The sequence below is a fragment of the Streptomyces sp. NPDC059002 genome (assembly GCF_042740435.1).
Classification (GTDB): domain Bacteria; phylum Actinomycetota; class Actinomycetes; order Streptomycetales; family Streptomycetaceae; genus Streptomyces.
This window is the reverse complement of sequence record NZ_JBHYJI010000002.1, coordinates 330,839-347,885: the sequence shown is the minus strand read 5'-3', so window position 1 is coordinate 347,885 and position 17,047 is coordinate 330,839. Positions and strand designations below refer to the sequence as shown.

17 protein-coding genes and 1 pseudogene are annotated in these 17,047 nt (G+C 72.1%); 9 read left to right on the top strand and 9 right to left on the bottom strand.

All coding sequences use genetic code 11. The features are described 5' to 3' along the window. Positions 1 to 50: 50 nt before the first annotated feature. Positions 51 to 545, top strand: a complete 495-nt coding sequence (locus ACFWZ2_RS03510) for a hypothetical protein (protein WP_384541147.1) — start codon at positions 51 to 53, stop codon at positions 543 to 545. A 46-nt stretch (positions 546 to 591) separates the two neighbouring features. Beyond that, a complete protein-coding gene (locus ACFWZ2_RS03505; protein WP_384541144.1) occupies positions 592 to 1,410 on the top strand; it encodes a barstar family protein in 819 nt (272 codons plus the stop codon). A gap of 34 nt (positions 1,411 to 1,444) precedes the next feature. Here ACFWZ2_RS03505 and ACFWZ2_RS03500 read toward each other — a convergent pair whose 3' ends face one another. Then, entirely contained in the window at positions 1,445 to 1,843 is a 399-nt protein-coding gene (locus ACFWZ2_RS03500) for a hypothetical protein (protein ID WP_384541142.1), read from the bottom strand. 70 nt (positions 1,844 to 1,913) lie between these two features. Here ACFWZ2_RS03500 and ACFWZ2_RS03495 point away from each other — a divergent pair, with 70 nt between their 5' ends. Further along, entirely contained in the window at positions 1,914 to 2,522 is a 609-nt protein-coding gene (locus ACFWZ2_RS03495) for a TetR/AcrR family transcriptional regulator (protein ID WP_384541273.1), read from the top strand. 26 nt (positions 2,523 to 2,548) lie between these two features. Here the strand turns inward: ACFWZ2_RS03495 and ACFWZ2_RS03490 are convergent, their stop codons facing one another. Next, positions 2,549 to 3,304 (bottom strand): phosphotransferase family protein, encoded by a 756-nt coding sequence (locus tag ACFWZ2_RS03490; RefSeq protein WP_384541140.1) that lies wholly within the window; start codon positions 3,302 to 3,304, stop codon positions 2,549 to 2,551. A gap of 173 nt (positions 3,305 to 3,477) precedes the next feature. On the opposite strand from ACFWZ2_RS03490, the gene ACFWZ2_RS03485 reads away from it, so the two are divergent. The 3 genes from ACFWZ2_RS03485 to ACFWZ2_RS03475 all read left to right on the top strand — a co-directional run bounded on the left by ACFWZ2_RS03485 (position 3,478) and on the right by ACFWZ2_RS03475 (position 5,942). After that, complete coding sequence (locus ACFWZ2_RS03485; RefSeq protein ID WP_384541138.1) at positions 3,478 to 3,639, top strand: hypothetical protein; 162 nt, start codon at positions 3,478 to 3,480, stop codon at positions 3,637 to 3,639. A 91-nt stretch (positions 3,640 to 3,730) separates the two neighbouring features. Continuing rightward, positions 3,731 to 4,633 carry a LysR family transcriptional regulator gene (locus ACFWZ2_RS03480; protein ID WP_384541136.1) on the top strand — a complete coding sequence of 301 codons (903 nt, stop codon included), beginning with the start codon at positions 3,731 to 3,733 and terminating at the stop codon, positions 4,631 to 4,633. A gap of 67 nt (positions 4,634 to 4,700) precedes the next feature. Next, a complete protein-coding gene (locus ACFWZ2_RS03475) occupies positions 4,701 to 5,942 on the top strand; it encodes an MFS transporter (RefSeq protein WP_384541133.1) in 1,242 nt (413 codons plus the stop codon). A 45-nt stretch (positions 5,943 to 5,987) separates the two neighbouring features. On the opposite strand, the pseudogene ACFWZ2_RS03470 reads toward ACFWZ2_RS03475, so the two are convergent. Further along, positions 5,988 to 6,104, bottom strand: a pseudogene (locus tag ACFWZ2_RS03470) (GNAT family N-acetyltransferase); the annotation flags it as partial. Positions 6,105 to 6,160: 56 nt separating this feature from the next. After that, complete coding sequence (locus ACFWZ2_RS03465; protein ID WP_384541131.1) at positions 6,161 to 6,958, bottom strand: SDR family oxidoreductase; 798 nt, start codon at positions 6,956 to 6,958, stop codon at positions 6,161 to 6,163. Positions 6,959 to 7,156: 198 nt separating this feature from the next. Here ACFWZ2_RS03465 and ACFWZ2_RS03460 point away from each other — a divergent pair, with 198 nt between their 5' ends. Then, entirely contained in the window at positions 7,157 to 8,092 is a 936-nt protein-coding gene (locus ACFWZ2_RS03460) for a helix-turn-helix transcriptional regulator (protein ID WP_384541129.1), read from the top strand. On the opposite strand, the gene ACFWZ2_RS03455 is transcribed toward ACFWZ2_RS03460, so the two are convergent. From ACFWZ2_RS03455 to ACFWZ2_RS03445, 3 genes are all read right to left on the bottom strand, one after another. Next, positions 7,990 to 9,396, bottom strand: a complete 1,407-nt coding sequence (locus ACFWZ2_RS03455; protein WP_384541127.1) for a M20/M25/M40 family metallo-hydrolase — start codon at positions 9,394 to 9,396, stop codon at positions 7,990 to 7,992. The genes ACFWZ2_RS03460 and ACFWZ2_RS03455 overlap by 103 nt on opposite strands. 69 nt (positions 9,397 to 9,465) lie before the next feature. After that, positions 9,466 to 10,197 carry a response regulator gene (locus tag ACFWZ2_RS03450; protein ID WP_384541124.1) on the bottom strand — a complete coding sequence of 244 codons (732 nt, stop codon included), beginning with the start codon at positions 10,195 to 10,197 and terminating at the stop codon, positions 9,466 to 9,468. After that, entirely contained in the window at positions 10,194 to 11,468 is a 1,275-nt protein-coding gene (locus tag ACFWZ2_RS03445) for a sensor histidine kinase (RefSeq protein ID WP_384541122.1), read from the bottom strand. The genes ACFWZ2_RS03450 and ACFWZ2_RS03445 overlap by 4 nt, the downstream gene beginning before the upstream one ends. Positions 11,469 to 11,613: 145 nt before the next feature. Here ACFWZ2_RS03445 and ACFWZ2_RS03440 point away from each other — a divergent pair, with 145 nt between their 5' ends. Beyond that, a complete protein-coding gene (locus ACFWZ2_RS03440; protein ID WP_384541120.1) occupies positions 11,614 to 12,030 on the top strand; it encodes a DUF4190 domain-containing protein in 417 nt (138 codons plus the stop codon). Positions 12,031 to 12,073: 43 nt separating this feature from the next. Beyond that, entirely contained in the window at positions 12,074 to 13,603 is a 1,530-nt protein-coding gene (locus ACFWZ2_RS03435; RefSeq protein ID WP_384541118.1) for an alpha/beta hydrolase, read from the top strand. Positions 13,604 to 13,640: 37 nt separating this feature from the next. On the opposite strand, the gene ACFWZ2_RS03430 is transcribed toward ACFWZ2_RS03435, so the two are convergent. Together ACFWZ2_RS03430 and ACFWZ2_RS03425 are read right to left on the bottom strand one after the other, a co-directional pair. Further along, positions 13,641 to 14,606 (bottom strand): pirin family protein, encoded by a 966-nt coding sequence (locus ACFWZ2_RS03430; protein WP_384541116.1) that lies wholly within the window; start codon positions 14,604 to 14,606, stop codon positions 13,641 to 13,643. Between the two features lie 92 nt (positions 14,607 to 14,698). Next, positions 14,699 to 16,912, bottom strand: coding sequence for a hypothetical protein (locus ACFWZ2_RS03425; RefSeq protein WP_384541114.1), 2,214 nt, complete (start codon positions 16,910 to 16,912; stop codon positions 14,699 to 14,701). Between the last annotated feature and the right edge of the window lie 135 nt (positions 16,913 to 17,047).

Below are 17,047 nucleotides of genomic sequence, written 5' to 3'. Positions count from 1 at the left end.
TGGGGATCGCCTGCACGGCGATGCAATGACAGCGATGAGGGAGGGACATCATGATCACGTATCCGAAGGCGCGCCGCGTCACGACGGCCGCGTCGGTTCTCCTGCTCACACTCACCGTGCCGGTGGCGAGCGCGAGTTCCGCGGCGCAGGACACGCCGCCACAGACGCCGAGGACAGCCCCCGCACGCAGCGGAATCCCCACGTCCGCCGTCGACCACGTCGCGAACTTCTACGGCGCCTACGTCGATGTCCTCCACGACACGGGCCGCGGATCCCTGGCGAACAGCCTGCGCCACCACTACCTCACCGCAGGACTGCGCCAGGATCTGGCCCGCTGGGAGACCGCCCACCACCGCGACGGAGTTCTCCGGGGCAAGGGAGTGCCGACCGCGTGGAAGGTGACCTACGAGGACAGCGGCATGGGCCACTCCTGGACGCGGGTCAACCTGACGTGGCACGACCGGCAGCACCGCGCCCACCACAGCCACCTGACCGTCCAGTCGGACATCGCCACCATGAAGATCTCGGGCATCCGGACGGAATAGCCCGTGACCGGGCGTCGGTAGGATCAGCGCTCTCATGGGGAGTGCGATGCGAACATCAGGACGGGGCGGCGAGGGGCGGAAGTACGCGCTGACTTCGGACGAGGACGACGGCGACTTCTGGGGGTCCGCCCACGGGGCCGAGGGGTTGTTCACGCCGCTGCGGGACGAGGACGGAGCGCGCCGGGTGCACTTCACGGGGTGCCGCCCGCAGGGTGGCCTGCTGAAGAGCGTCGGCCACGTCGGCGGCCGTCGTGCCGTGGCGGGGAACGCCTGGTTGGAGCTCCTCGACGGCGAAGGCACCACGATGGGGGCCTACTTCGTCAACGAGGTCACCGTCGTCGACGCCAAGCCCTCCGCCGACGGAGCCGGCCTCGTCGACCTCACGGTGACGCTGTGGTGCGAGAACGCCCTGGCCGGAGCGGAACAGGTGTGGGACCTGATCCGCGCGGGGCACCTGAACCGCCCCGGCATGTGGCACGACCTCGGGCCCAAGGACAGACGCGCCTGGCTTTCGGTGGCGTTGTGGTCCCGGGAGTACCGACGTCAGGGACGGCCCGACGCTCCCGCAGGCCAGGTGTTCACTGTGGACGGCCGGCACATCACCGACAGGGACAGCTTCTCCTGCGCGATCGGTGAGGCCATCAACGGGCCTGGTGGCTACTTCGGTGGGAACCTCGACGCCCTGGACGACTGTCTTCGCGGCGGCTGGGGCGCCACCACTCCGTTCACCTTGCACTGGGATTCCTCGGCCGAGGCCAGGGCGGGTCTGGCAGAGAACATGCCCACCGATGATGGCGAGGCTTCACTGTTCGACCTGCTCCTGGAAATCTTCGAGGAACGGGGCGTCAGCGTCATCCTCCGATGACCGATGACCGACGGTCGAACGAGACGGGTGACCGTCACGCCCGTGGCCGCGCAGCCGCCAGCAGAGCGGCGAACACGAGTGGGGCAACTGTCTGGTACCCGATCCAGATCTCGCCGCCCGCGGTGTCCGCGTCGCCGCTCCGCCAGGCCAGCAGAAGGCCGGTGAGCGCGGTCAGTGCCCAGCCGCTGTCGTAGGCGATCATGAGCCGGGTGTACGTCGGTACGGTCCGGCTGCGCATGTACCCGAGTTCGATGCCGCCGCCGATGAGCAGGGCGACCCCCGAGGCGACCATGAGCCACTCGGGTACGCCGAGCAGGCGGCCGAGCGGGGCGGCGCCGATGGTGCAGACGGCGGCGAGGACCACCTTGACGACGCCGTCGGCGATGATCCCTGTTCTGTTGCGGGCAGGGGAGGCTGCCGCGGTCTGAGCCATGTGTACCCCTCCTTGGAGGTGTCCCGGACTGGTTCCGTAACGAGATTACGGCAATAATCTGGTTATGAGAATGACGAGAGCCGAGGCCAAGGAACGCAACCGCCGTGCCCTGCTGGACGCCGCGTTCGAGGTGGTCTCCCGGGACGGGTACCGGGCGAAGCTGGAGGAGATCGCCGAACGGGCCGAGGTGACGACCGGCGCCATCTACTCGCTGTTCGGCAGCAAGAACGGCCTGGTGGTCGCGGTGGTCGCGGACCATCTGCGGCCGCACTACGAAGAGATCGAACGGGCGGTTCCCGCGGACCTGGATCTACTGGAAGCGGTGGACGCCTTCGCCCGGCACTACCGGCGCGGCTGCGACGCCCCGAACGCGCGGTCCGCTCTGGCGCTCCAGATCACCTTGCTGGACATGGCCGTGCACGACCCGGGCCTGGGCGCCAGGCTCGGTGAATCCATCCGGCAGCAGGAGGGGCATCTCGTCGAGCTGTTCACCGGAAGACCCCATGACGGGGGCGTCGTGACGCCTGGTCAGGCACAGCGCCTGGTCACCGCGCTCAGGGCGCTGTTCGTCGGGCTCAGCCAGGGTGTGATTCTCGGCCTCGCGGACGGCGCCGACGAACAGTACTTCGCCGATGCGGCCCGCGCCCTGGCGTCCGGCATGCCGCCTCGACAATCCTGAAGGACTTCCGCCGGCGGCGACCGGCCTCACATCCGGGACTTCAGCACGTCGACCTCGCAGCCCGGCGCCGACGGGTCGAAGCCGTGCTCGGTCAGCCAGCGGACCACCAGCAGGCTGCGCAACGACCACCACCCGCGGATCACGTCGAGGTCGACGTCGGCGCCATAGCCGGCGACGACGTCACCGAGGTGCTCCTCGTGTCCGAGCGTCAGCGTGGCGAGGTCGAACAGGGCATCGCCCGGGCCCGCCTCGGACCAGTCGATGATGCCGGTGATCTCGTCGCCGTCGACGAATACGTGCGCGATCTGCAGGTCGCCGTGCGTGAACACCGGAGTCCACGGCCGGAGCGCGGCCCCGGCGACCTGGCGGTTGCGGGTGACCAGGTCGGCGGGCAGGACGTCGTTCGTCACGAGCCACTCGCACTCGCCGTCGAGCTCCGCCGCCAACTCGTCGATCCCTCGGGCCGCCTGGCCCGCCCGGCCGGGCCACGGCGGCAACGGCGCGTCGTGCAACTTCCGGATGGCGGCACCCGCCGCGGCCCACGCCGCGGGCGACGCGGTCGACGGCTCGCCGAGACGGCCGAGCGCCGTCCCCGGGACCGCGGCGATCGCCAGCACGGACGGCTTGCGCCACAGCACCTCCGGCGTCGGGACCGGCACCAGCGCCATGGCCTCGGCCTCGGCGTCGATGCGCGTCTGATCGGCGTCCACCTTCAGGAACACGTCGCCGACGCGCAGGGTCGTGCGCTCGGAATGGGCGACGACGACTTTGACCTCATCCATGGACGGCCAGTATTCCGGGGCTGATCGTCGACGTCACCGGGTTTATCGCGGGCGAGGAGTACCTGCCCGGGCCCGTGGGGGAGGATGGTCCCCATGTCGGTAGAGACCTTTCCTTCGCAGGTGTTCGAGCCAGACCGGCCCCAAGGCGGGGCGTCTGGGAAAGGACTCGAACGATGGCACACTCACCGCACCGCCGTTGGAAGGGCTGCTGTCAGCTGTGCGCACCGCACAAGGTGCGCGGCGTCGGCCGCTCGGAGAAGGATCCGGCAGCCGTCCGGCGCCGGCTCGGCAAGTCCCGTCGACTGACCCGCAGGGACCTGGGCGATCAGAGCTGATGCGCCGCGGTTCTCTTTCGACAGAGGCGGAGACGGACACAGACACAGGGGCAGCAACAGGTCGGCCGTGAGGCCGCGTTAACGTGACGGGATGCTGGAGCGTCTGGAGATCGAGAGCTTTCTGGTGCTGGCGAAGGAACTGCACTTCGGCCGCACCGCCGAGCACCTGCGGGTGTCGCGGGCCCGTGTCAGCCAGACGATCCAGCGCCTGGAACGCCGCGTCGGCGCCCCGCTGTTCGACCGCACGAGCCGCCGCGTCGCCCTCACCCCGCTCGGGCGGCGTCTGTACGAGGACGTGGCGGCAGGGAGCCGCCGCATAGAGGAGGGCCTGGCCCGCGCCCAGGACGAGGCGAGGGGGGTGGAGGGCGTGCTGCCGGTCGGCTATCTCGGCAGCGCGGCGGGGGAGTTCGTGATGGATGTGACCGAGGTCCTCACCCGTCGCTACCCCGGCATGGAGGTGCGGATCCACGAGACGCAGATCAAGGACATGTTCGGACCGCTGCGCGGCGGCCACGTCGACGTCCTGGTCACGCAGTTCCCGGTGGCCGAGCCAGATCTGGTGCGCGGTCCCGTGGTGGTGCGCGTGCCGCGCATGCTGGCGGTGTCCGCCCGGCACCCCCTCGCGCGGCAGGACAGTGTGTCGCTCGACGATCTGGCCCGTGACCACGTTTTCGCCTGCCTGGGCGATGTGCCGAGCTACTGGCAGGAGCATCTGGCGCCCGTCCGTACCCCTGCCGGGCACGAGGTCCGGCGCGGCCGGGGTGCGGCCACGCTCCAGGAGACGCTCGCCATGGTCGGCGCGGGGCAGGGCATCTCCCCGGTGGGCGCCGACGTCGCCCGCTCCTTCACACCGCGCGGTGTGGTCTACCGGCCGTTCCGGGATGCCGAGCCGCTGGAGTACGGCCTGGTCTGGCGTGCGTCCGGGCTGACGGCACGGGCGGGGACCTTCACCACGGCGGCGGCGGAGCTGGCGACGGTGGGCACTGATCGGTAAGCCGGGCTTACCGATCGGTTCCCGGACGGGAGCTGATCCCGGCTCACGCGGCGGCGAGCCTTGAGCCATGACTCAAGATCTCTCCACCCCACCGACCACGGGCGCGGAGCCGCGTACCCCGGCCACGCAGCCCCCGGCGTCCGCCCGCCGCGGAGCCGCCGCCGCGCTCTGCGCCCTCGCCCTGGGCGCCTTCGCGGTCGGCACCACGGAGGTCGTCATCGCCGGGCTCCTTCCGGGGATCGCCGACGACTTCGGTGTCTCGCTGCCCACGGCCGGATTCCTCGTCTCCGGCTACGCGCTCGGCATGGTGGTCGGCGCCCCGCTCCTGACGGTCCTCGGCGCGCGGGTGCCGCGCAAGCGCCTGCTCCTGTGGCTCGTCGCCCTGTTCGTGGCCGCGAGCCTGCTCAGCGCGGTCGCCCCCGGATACGGGGTGCTCCTGGCGGGCCGGGTGCTGTCCGCGCTCGCGGGTGGCGCCTACGTCGGCATCGCCGCGGTGGTGGCCGCCGGGATCGTCGCCCCCGAGCGCAAGGCCAGCGCGATCGCCACGGTCTTCATGGGTTTGAGCCTGGCCAACGTCCTCGGCGTGCCCGGCGGCACGGCCCTGGGCCAGGCCCTCGGCTGGCGGGCCACGTTCTGGGCGGTGACAGCCCTCGGCCTGCTGCTCCTGGCGGCGCTCACACTCCTGGTGCCACGAGTGGAACACGCTCAAGGACACGGCCTGCGCGGCGAGTTGTCGGTGTTCAGGCGCGGCGAGGTATGGCGGGCGCTGGCCGCGACGGCCTTCGGCTGGGCACCGTTCCTGACCGTCCTCACGTACATCTCCCCGCTGCTCACCGACGTCACCGGCTTCGCCGAGCACACGGTCCCGCTCCTCCTCGTCCTCATCGGCGTCGGCATGGTGATCGGCACGCCACTTGCCGGCCGCCTCGCCGACCGGGCGCTGCTTCCGACGCTGTACGGCGCGCTGGCCGGGGTCGCCGCCGTGTCGCTGCTGCTCCTCGCTGCCGTGCACAGCAAGCCCGCCGTCATCGTCGGCTTCCTGCTGTTCGGCCTGGTCGGAGCGGCCGTCATCCCGCCCCTTCAGACCCGCGTCCTCGCCACGGCACACGGTGCGGACCAACTCGCTTCGGCGGCGAACATCTCGGCCTTCAACATCGGCAACGCGGGCGGCCCCCTGCTCGCCGGAGCCGCCCTGTCGGCCGGCGCGGACTACACGGCATCACTGTGGATCGCCGCGGTCCTCGGCCTGGTGGGCCTGTCACTCGCTGCCGTACGCCGCCCGCGACGATCGCTGCCCGCCGGGGCCTGACCGAGTGACCGGGTCGCGGGTCATGCCGATCCGCTGCATCACCGTGTAACCCCGGCCCCAGGCCGAGCGGGCGAGCCGCCAACCGATCTCAACCCCCGTGAACGGCATGCCGCCATCCACCGGGTCCAAGCCCGCGAAGCCGATGAACTCATCCGTGGCCTGCGTAGCCCCGCTGATCGAACTCGGGACCGCCGCGCTGCCGCCGCTCGGAAGGAGAATTACGCCTCCCGCGTGGGCAGTACGGAGATCTGGGACAGGTTGACGTGGGGCGGGCGCGTCACGGCGAAGGCGATGAGTTCGGCGACGTCGGAGCCGGAGGGGATGCCTTCGATGGAGCCGACGGCCTCCTGGACGGCGGCGCTGATGGCCGGGTCGTCGATGTGGTCGCGCAACTCGGTGTCGACGGTGCCGGGTTCGATGTTCGTCACGCGGACGTCGGCGGGGCTGAGCCGGGCCCGCAGATTGCGGGAGAGGTGGCTGAAGGCGGCCTTGGAGGCGGCGTATCCCGCGAAACCGGGCAGGACGGACTGGGCGGCCGCGGAGGAGATGTTGACCAGGTCCGCGTGGCCCCGCTCGGCCGCCGCCGCGAGCAGGTCCGGGACGAACGCCTCCACGACGGCGAACGCACCGGTGACGTTCACGTCGATCATCCGCTGCCAGTTGGCGCCCGCGGAACCGTCCAGGAGGTCGGGCAGGGCGAGTCCGGCGTTGTTCACGACGAGGTCGACGCGGCCCAGGCGGGCGCGGATGCCGGCGGCGGCCGCGGTGAGCGAGGCGGGGTCGGTCACATCGGTCGGCAGGGCGAGGGCGGTGCCGCCGGCCGCCTCGATCCGGGCCACGTGCTCGTCCAGGCGATCGGCGCGCCGGGCCAGCAGGGCGACGCGCGCACCCTGCGCGGCCAGTTCGCGCGCGGTGGCCTCGCCGATTCCGCTGGAGGCTCCGGTCACGACGGCCACCCGGCCCGTGAGGGGGCGGGCGAGGGACGCGGTCTGCTCGGTGGTGCTGGTCGTGGTCATGGTGGTCTCCGGAGGTGCGTGTGCGGACCGCGTTCGGTGTGGGGTCCTTGGCCTTGGGTGTCTTGCGGGGCCGCGGTGTGTGTCGTACGAGTCCCGTGGCGTCCTGCGGTACCGACTCTGCGGGAGATCCACGCGCCCACCCAGGGCTCGGCTCGACCCTGGGTCTGGCAGAACCACCCTGTGACGGACACTTGATCCATGGACTTCCGCACCGAACTCGCCGCGTTCCTCCGCTCCCGCCGCGCCCGGCTGCGGCCGGAGGACCTCGGCGTACGCCCCTTCGGCGGCCGTCGACGCGTGCCGGGCCTGCGCCGGGAGGAGCTGGCGGATCTGGCGGGGGTCAGCGTCGACTACTACGTACGGCTCGAACAGGGCCGTACCCACAACGTCTCCGACAACGTCCTGGACGCCGTCGCCAGGGCCCTGCGCCTGGACGAGGCCGAACGCGCGCACCTGGGCCACCTCACCCGCGCCGTGCGCCACCCGGCCTCGGCGTCCCCCGTCCCGCAGCCGGTCAGGACGGGCGTGCGGGTCCTGCTCACGGCGCTCGACGAGGTACCCGCGTACGTGCTGGGACGCCGACTGGACATCCTGGCCTCCAACGCGCAGGCCCGGGCGCTGTTCACCGACTTCGACGCCCTGCCGTCCAGGGAGCGCAACGCGGCCTGGCTGCACTTCCTCGACCCGGCCGTGCGCGGCCTGTACCCGGACCGTCAGGCGTGGGAGGAGACCGCGCGCGGCATCGTCGCGGTGCTGCGCATGGATCTGGGACGGCACTCCTGCGACGACCGGCTGTGCGAGCTGCTCGGCGAACTGTCGGTGCGCAGCGAGGACTTCCGCGCCCTGTGGGCCGAGCACCACGTGGGCGAGCACCCGTACGGCACCGAGCGGCTGCGCCATCCCGCGGCCGGTGAGCTGACCCTGCGCCGCGAGACGCTGCGCCTGCCAGGCGAGAGCGATCAGTGCCTGGTCACGTACGCGGCCGAAGAGGGCACCCCGTCCCGCTCGGCCCTCGCCGCCCTCGCGGCGCCTCAGCGCTGCGGCGCGGGGAACGCGACGGGGCTGCGCAGGCCGGAGCGGCCGACCGCGCGTACGCCGAAGAAGACGTTGTCCTTGGACAGGTCGACGGTGTGACGGGTGGCGTCGCCGACGTCGATCACATGGGTCCAGTCGGTGTCGGTCGTCTCGCGCCACACGATCTCGTACCCGGCGAGATCGGCCTCGGTGCCGCGCTCCCACACCAGCTCGGTCTCATTCGTCAGCGCGGCGGTGAGGATCTTCGCGCCGCGCGGAGTGCCGGGGGCCTGGGCGAGGCTCCACAGGGCGGCGGCGTTGACGCGGGCGACGCGCGCGACGAACGGGAAGTCGCAGAACTCCGGCAGGTCCCCGTACTGCTTGCCGTCCACCACGCGGACGTCCTGGTGCTGGTGGGCGAAGTCCTCGGCGGGCTCGGTGAACCGGGCGGCGGGGTAGGCGCGTTCGAGGAAGGGGATGTGGTCCCCGCCGCGCAGATAGCGGTCGCGGCGGTACACGACGCGCACCCGCATCCCGGTCGCGTCGTTCTCGGCCACGTTCGCCACGAAGCGGGCGAGCTGGCGTGCCGGTGAGTCGTTCTCGCCGCCCACCGAGCGTCTGACGGCGGCCTCCTCCGGCGTCTCGGAGGTGGGGACGCCCTCCGCGAAGAGGCGGATCGTGCGCGGGTCGCGGGTGCCGTCGTCGGCGGTGGAGCTGCCGACGATGTCATTGGTGAACATCGCCTGGACGTCGGCCTTGCGCTGCTTGAACTGCTCCGCCATGTGCGCCGCGCCGAGCAGCCCCTGCTCCTCGCCCGCGACGGCCGCGAACACGAGCGTCGCGCCGATGCGCCGGGTCGCCATGACGCGCGCGAGCTCCATGACGAGCGCGACCCCGGAGGCGTCGTCGTCGGCGCCGGGCGCGTCGCTCGTGAAGTCCATGACGTCACTGGCGCGCGAGTCGTAGTGCCCGGAGACGACGTACAGGCGGTCGGGGGACGCCGCACCGCGCAGGGTGGCCACGACGTTGGTGATCCGCGTCGGAGTGGGGACGCGCGGGCCCGGTTCCTGGACGTACGACTGGAGCTCGACGCTCATCCGCCCGCCCGAGGGGCGTGCGTGGCGCCGCATCTCCGCGAGGATCCAGTCGCGGGCGGCGCCGATGCCGCGTACGGGGTCGTCCTGCGCGGACAGCGTGTGCCGGGTCCCGAACGCGGCGAGCCGCCGCACCGTCGCCTCGATGCGCCGGTGGTCGATCTCCCGCAGGATCGCGCGCAGTTCGCGCGGCGGCTGCTGGGCGAGGGGACCGCCCGCGCCGTCACGCGCGGCGGCGGTTCCCGTCTGCAGGCCGACGGCTCCGGCCGTGGTGGCGGCCGCGACTGCGGTCAGGACGGTACGCCGGGAAGTGCCCGTCTGCTGCGACATGCGGCCCATAGTCATGGACACCACAATGCTCCGCAAGGGTGCCGGGCGGCCGGACCGCCGGAAGTCGCGTCAGCCCGTGACCCCGGGCACGACCAGGCCGGTTTCGTACGCGATCACGACCGCGTGGGTGCGGTTCTGCGCACCCAGCTTGGTCAGCACGTTCCCCACGTGCGTCTTCACCGTCTCCAGGCTCACCCTGCACAACTCCGCGATGTCCGGGTTGGACCGGCCGGTGGCCATCAGGCGCAGCACCTCCTCCTCCCGGCTCGTCAGCGCCGCCTGCGGCAGCGCATCGGCGGAGCCCCGTGGGCGGACGGTGACCATCTGGCGCAGGGCCGCAGGGAAGAGGATCGCCTCGCCCGCCGCGACCACCCGCACCGCCTCCGCGATCTTGGGGACGGGGAGCCGCTTGAGCACGAAGCCGCTGGCCCCGGCGCTGAGCGCGGCGGTGACGTAGTCGTCGTTCTCGAAGGTGGTGATCACCACGACCTTCGGCGGCTCGGCCGTATCGGCGAGGAGCTGCCGGGTGGCGTCGATGCCGTTCCTGCGCGGCATCCGTACGTCCATGAGGACCACGTCCGGCCGCAACTGCCGCGCCAGCTCGACCGCTTCGACGCCGTCGGCGGCCTCCCCGACGACGGAGATCCCGGGCTGCAGCGCGAGCAGCATGCGCAGACCGCTGCGGGTCACCTCGTCGTCGTCCGCGATCAGGAGGGTGGTGCAGCCGGGAGTGTTTGGGGTGACGGCTGTGCTCGCGTCGGGGCCGGTCGCGACCGCAGCGCTCGCTTGTGAGCCGATCATGCGGGCAAGCGTACCGGCAGCCGGACCGCGAGCCGCCAGTGCTCCGGTCCGTCCGGACCGGTCTCGATCTCGCCGTGCAGGAGCCGCACGCGCTCCACGAGGCCGGGCAGTCCGTGCCCGGACGTCGGGAAGGCACCCGGGCCCATTCCGCTCCCGGCCCCGGTCCGGTTGGCCACGCCGAGCTCCAGCGAATCCGGCGCGGCCGCCACCCTGACCTGTATCGGACCGCCCGCGCCGTGCCGCAGCGCGTTCGTCAGCCCTTCCTGGAGGATCCGGTACGCCGCCCGGGAGAGCGTCCCCCGCAGCTGCGCGTAGTCGCCCGACAGCTCCGGCTCCACCACCGCGCCCGCGTGCCGCAGCCGGTCGAGCAGCTCGGGCAGGTCGGCCAGGGTCCGGGCCGGGGCCGCCCCCGCCTTCTCCTCGCGCAGCATGCCCAGCACATAGTCGAGGTCCTCGAGGGCGGCCCGGGTCGACTCCTCGATGCTGCGCAGGGCGGCCCGCGCCGCCACCGGGTCGGCACAGAGCACCTCGCCCGCCACCGCCGCCTGGATCGTGGCGGCCGTCAGGGTGTGCCCGATCGAGTCGTGCAGCTCGTGGGCCAGCCGATTGCGTTCGGCAAGGACCCGCTCCCGCTCGGCCGCGAGCGCGAGCCGCTCGGCCGACGAAGGACCGAGCAGCCTGGGCGCCAGCCACCGCAGGGCGTACGTCACCGCCAGGCACAGGGCCACCGCGAGCAGCAGACAGCCGAGCGCCGCCGCCCAGCTCTGCCAGCCGCTCTCCGCCCGCAGCGTCCAGCCGTTCACACTCACCCCGGCCTCGGCCCCTGCCCAACCGCCGGGAAGGAGCAGAGCCGCGACGAACAGCAGGACGCTCAGCTGCGCCCCCGCCCACCCCAGCAGCACATGCGAGAGGAGCCAGAGCGGGGTCCGCAGACGGTCGGCGCCCGACGCCGGTGGGAAATCCGCCCCGTCACCGGGCGCGCCCGCACGCCGACGCCCGCCCACAGGGTCCGGCAGCGGCACCCCGAGCATCCGCCGGGCGCAGGCGATCAGGACCCGCCGCGTCGTACGAGCCAGCCCGATCACACCGATCAGTACGGACCAGACCAGCACGGTCAGCGTGAACTGCACTCCTACGGAAGCGGATGGCAACGCCATTGCCGGTAGTGCCGCGAAAGGCAGCAGGGGAAGGCTCGCCAACGCGCCGCAATAGGCGAAGAGCGCACCCGAATATGTGGAGCCGCGCAGCAGCGGCCGGATTCCTCTGAACATGGCCCGGCAAGTATGACCGGCCGGTGCACCGTCGGCCTCCCCCGATCGGGGGAGCGAATTCTCCCGCCTTCCCGCGATGTGTCCGTGGGCCCCCGAAAAGCAGAATCGGGGCCTCACCAGCCGACGGGACGGAAGGACGGGCTTCATGAACGCTCAGGGGATCGAGACGCCGCCGAACGGAATGGCATCGAGCGGAATGGCGCCGAGCGGAATGGCACCGAACGGCAGGGCACCGGGCCTGACCGCACCCAAGAACAGGCTGGCCACGGCCGCCATGACCCTGGGCATCATCGGCCTGTGCACCTCGGTCGTCTTCATCGGCGGCCCGCTCGCCGTGATCGGCCTGATCCTGGGCATCGCCGCGCTGATGACGGCCAAGCGGACCGGTACGGGCCGGGGCAAGGCCGTTACCGCCGTGGTGACGTCGTCCCTAGCGATCGTGGTGTCCGGTCTGGTCGCCGTCTTCATGGCCTGGTACGCGAACAAGACGCAGGAGTGCTACCAGCCCGACAGCTTCCACGCGTACACGCAGTGCGTCCGCGAGCACCTGAACGCGAACTGACCGGCCTTCCCTTTCCCTCTCCTCGACAAGGAAAAGCACCATCGTGCGAAGCAGAAACACCCGCAAGGCCCCCCGATTCGCCGTCGGCCTCGCGGCGGCCGCCCTTTCGACGCTGACGCTCACCACGGCCTGCACCGCCTCCACGGCATCCGTCGCGTCCACGGCCAAGGCCCCCCTCAAGGACTCCCTGCGGACGTACACGCAGCAGAAGCTCCAGTGGAAACGCTGCGACGCGAAGAACCCCGCCGCCTTCCAGTGCGCGACGCTCACGGTGCCGCTGGACTACGGCGACCCCGGCGGCAGGACGATCGGCCTCGCGATATCCCGGCTGAAGGCGAGCAGCCCGAAGGCACGCCACGGCGTACTGCTGCTCAACCCGGGCGGCCCCGGCGCACCGGGCCTGGAGCTGCCTTCCGGCCCGCTCCTCAAGTTCCCCGCGGAAGTGAAGCGGCGCTACGACCTCGTCGGCTTCGACCCGAGGGGCGTCGGGAAGAGCTCACAGGTCAACTGCGGGCTGACCGCCGAGGAACAGGCCGACCATCCGTACAAGGCGGAGACCTTCGCGAAGGACGTGGACCGGGCCCGTACCATCGCCGGGAAGTGCCGGGCCAGGGCCGGTGACAAGCTGCGCCACCTCACCACCCGCAACAGCGCCCGTGACATGGACCTCATCCGCGCCGCGCTGGGCGAGAAGAAGATCTCCTACCTGGGCATGTCCTACGGCACCTACCTCGGCGCCGTCTACACGCAACTGTTTCCCGAGCGGGCCGACCGCATCGTGCTGGACAGCGCGACCGACCCGACCCGCATCTACCGGGGGATGTTCCAGGACATGGCGAAGGCGGCCGAGCAGGCGTTCGCGCGCTGGACCGCATGGGCCGCCCGTCGGCACACGGCCTACGGCCTCGGCGACTCTCCGGCCAAGGTCCGCAAGACCTACTGGGACCTGATCGCGAGGGCGAACCGCAAGCCCATCGTCCTCGACGGACAGCCCCTCACCGGCGACGCCATCCGCGCCGACAACAGCACGTTCTTCCACGTCCAGAAGGCCGCCGAACGGATCGCCGGACTGAAGAAGGCGGCCAAGGACAAGCACCCGACCCCGCTCGGCACGCCCGATCGGGGCCAGGCCCCCGACGACAGCTATTTCTCCGCCGCCTGGTCCTCCATGTGCGCCGACACCCGCACCTGGTCGCACGTCCCTGCGGAGTACCGCCGCGAGGCGATCCGCGACAAGGCCCTGTATCCGCTGTACGGCGACTTCGCGGCCGCCATCACCCCCTGCGCCTTCTGGGCGCAGGGCAGCGAGCCGCAGACCCGGATCGACAACAAGGTCGGTGCGCTGATCACGCAGAACCAGTGGGACTCCCAGACGCCCCTCTTCGCCGGCCGGGCCATGCACCGGTCCCTGCGCGGCTCCCGCATGCTCACCGTCGCCGGCGGCGAGGGACACGGCGTCCTCTACGCGCCCGACGGCAACCCCTGCGCGGACAAGGCCGCAACGTCCTACCTGACCACGGGCAGGCTCCCCACCAAGGACCTGACCTGCCGCGCTCCGGCCGGACAGCAGTAGCCATGCGCCGACGAGCGCCAGGGGCCGCACACCCGGTTCAGCGCACCCGCCCCCGGGGCTTCAGCGGCACTGGCGGCAGGGTCGGGGCGGGGAGCGGGCCGCCGTCGTAGCCCTTCACCTCGCCGAAGCGGGTGCCCGACATCCAGTCGGCGCGGGCCTGTTCGATCTCCTGCTGGGTGCGGCCGATGAAGTTCCACCACATGATCAGCTCCTCGTCGAACGGCTCGCCGCCGAGGAGCATGACGGCCGCGTCGGACTCGGCGCGCAGCGGGAGTTCGGTCCTGCCGCAGCCGAGGTAGAGCATGGAGCCGGGCAGCACGGGGACGCCGTCGACGTGGACCTCGCCGGACATGGACAGCACGCCGTACTCGAAGTCGGGCACCAGCGGCAGGCGCGTCTCGGTGCCGGAGGCGAGGGTGATGTCGGCGCCCACGATGGGGGTGTACGCGGAGCCGGGGGACTCGGCGCCGTCGAGGTCGCCGAGGAGCACGGTCGCGTCGAGGCCGGGAGCGGTGACCTTCGGCAGTTCGGCGTGGTGCTCGAACTTCGGGTCGGTGTGCCGGTGCGCGTCCGGCAGGGCGACCCACAGCTGCGCGCCGTGCAGGAAGCGGGCGTGCGACGCGGGGCTCTCCTCCGAGTGGGAGATCGCCCGGCCCGATGTCATCAGGCCCAACTCGCGGGGGCGGATGGTCTGCAGGCTGCCGGTGGAGTCGCGGTGCAGCACCTCGCCCTCGTGCAGCCAGCTGACGGTCTGCAGGCCCATGTGCGGATGCGGCGGCACCTGCATGCCGGGCTCGTCGGCGATGTCGTCGGGTCCGTACTGGTCGACGAACGCCCACGCCCCGATCATGCGGCGGCCCAGATTCGGCAGCAGTCGGCGTACTTCGGTGGATGCGCCGAGCTGGACCCGGCGGGGGCTGAGGAGTTCGCGCACGGGCTCGGCGACGACGAATCCGCGGCCGCCGCACAGCGAGGGGACTGCCTGACGGTCTAGGTTGCTCATGCCGCTCAACCTAGCCTGCGAGCACGCCGGTACGGCAGTCGCCTCGGCGCCCCGGATACGGCGAAACCGGCCGACGGCGGGCCGCGGGGCGCTCAGCGCGCGCTGTTGAGCGCGTCGACCGCGCCGAGCGCGTCACCGATCGTCGCGAAGTCGACGGCGACGAAGTTCACCGGGCGGCCGCGTGCGGCCTCGCAGCGGCGGGCCCGGTCCAGGATGAACCGGCGGGTGTTGACCACGGCGGCGTCCAGACGGCTGCCGCCCGCGTCGGTGATGAAGTGGTTGAGGAGGAAGAGCCGTTTGTCCGCGCCGCCGCGGTGCGGGACGCACGACATCTCCGCGGGCTTCTTGAACGCGAACGGCGTCTCCATGCCGTACCGGTAGAAGTTGCGGTACCACGGAGCCGGACCGTCCGCCTCCTCGGCGAAGACCACGAGGCGCTTGCCCGAACGCACCATCTGGCCCAGGGTCGGCCAGGGCTTCGCGGGGTCGGGGTCCGGGGTGAACAGCAGATGGTCGAGGCCCGCCTCGTGGAAGGCCTGCCGGGTCTGCTCCCCGGTGATGGCGTCCTGCACGACCAGGGTCACGACCTCGCCCGGGTGCTCGTCGAGCCAGTCGCCGATCTGCCGCAACGTCTCCACCAGGCCGATCGCGCCCGCCCTGCACACCCCGTGACAGAGCCACAGGCCGGGCCGTGGCGGGTTGGCCTTGGCGACCAGGTCGGTGATCTGCTGCTTCATGTCGTCCGGGAAGTCGGCCTGTTGGAGGCGCCCGGTGATCTCGTCGGGCGTCTCCCAGGTGTAGGTGTCGATCAGCAGACCGCGGGCCCCGGCATTGAGCTGGGCGACGATGTCCGGGTCCTGGAGCGGCCCGATGAACCGGTCCTCCGTCGTCGACATGGAGTTGTGGGTGGCGAGATAGGCGACCTCGTCGTAGCGCTTGTCGCACAGCGCGGCCGAGCCCAGGCACAGGTCCTTCGCGTCCTTGCCCGCCACGGCCGGGGCGAGCACGGACCCGGCGAGCGCCACGGACACCGCGATGCCGCCCGCGGCGGCGGCGACGCCCGTGCGCCGCCGGGCCGACCAGCCCTCGGTGCGCCGCGCCACGAAACGCTCGTAGAGCAGCGTCCCGCCGATCAGGAGCAGTCCGGCGAGGAACGGCACGGCGGCGGTGACGAGCCCGACCGTGCCCAGGGCGTCCGCCGCGGAGTGCTGCAGATCGTCGACGAGGCGGTTCAGGGACGGCGGCCAGCCGGGCGCGGGCTCCGCCATGAGGTCGTCCGCGGCCCCGCGCGCGAGCAGGCAGACGGCGGCGGTCAGGGCGCCGCCCGCCGCGAGCGTCCAGCCGACGGTACGCAGCCGTGCGGTCCTGGTGCCGGGGCCGCGGAACGTCAGGAGCGCGGTCGCGGCGAGGCCGAGCACGAGCGCGAGGGGCTGCACCACGCCGATGACGAGGCGGGTGAAGGACCTGGCGGTCTTGGCGGGGCCCAGGTCGACGCCCGCCGCCGCCAGATCGGGCACGATCTTCCAGTGTCCGCCGTCGGTGATCGTGGCCAGGTCGGCGGCGCCGCGCCCGGACTCGTCGCCGAGCAGATGGGGGCCGACCGCGGCCAGTGCGGTCGCCACGTCGCCGGTGGCGAGCGCCGCCTCCACCTGGGGGCGCAGGGACGGGCGCACCGACCGGGGCAGGGCGTTCACCAGGGTGTCGGCCGCGGCCTTCGCGGAGCTCTCGTCGAGGTACAGCTCGGGCAGCGAGTCGGGGCGGCGCCCCGCGGCGATGTCGTCCAGGGCGCCGGAGAGTCCCTGCACGAAGGCGGGGAAGTCGGGGGCGGGCCGGCCCTGGACCGAGGCGACGAGATCGCCGAGGTAGATCTCGGCGAAGCTGCCGATGTTGGTCAGGACCGGTGTGACGTCGACCGTGAGGCTCAGGACCGCTTCCTCGCCCCGCATGTACGCGACGACGTGCCCGATCTGCTCGTCGACGAGGGTGCGCAGGGTCGCGGGCGGCAGCACGTTCTTCAGGTTCGAGGTGAGCTGCGCGGGCGGCACCGGGATCCTGCCGAGCAGATCGCGCAGGGCCCGCGCGGACGCCGGGTCGACGAGGACCTCGTCGTACAGCCGCTCGTACGCGTCCTGTTCGTCGAGCACGCTCTGGTAGAACGCCCTGCTCAGCAGCGTGCTGCGCGCGGCGCCCGCCAGGGCCACCACCAGCACGCCGAGCACCGCGACGACGCAGGCGGCGGCCCGCGCCCAGCGCGGCAGCCCGCCTGCGCCGGTCGGGTTCACGGAGCCCTTGTGCGTATCGGCCACACCGCGATCATCTTTCATCCGGTGCCGTCCCGCGCGTGCTGCGTCGACCGGGGGCCCGGCGCCCGCCCCCGGGGCGGCGGCCGGGGCCGGGGCCGGCCCGGGGCGTGTAAACAAAAAACACCCCCCCCCACAACA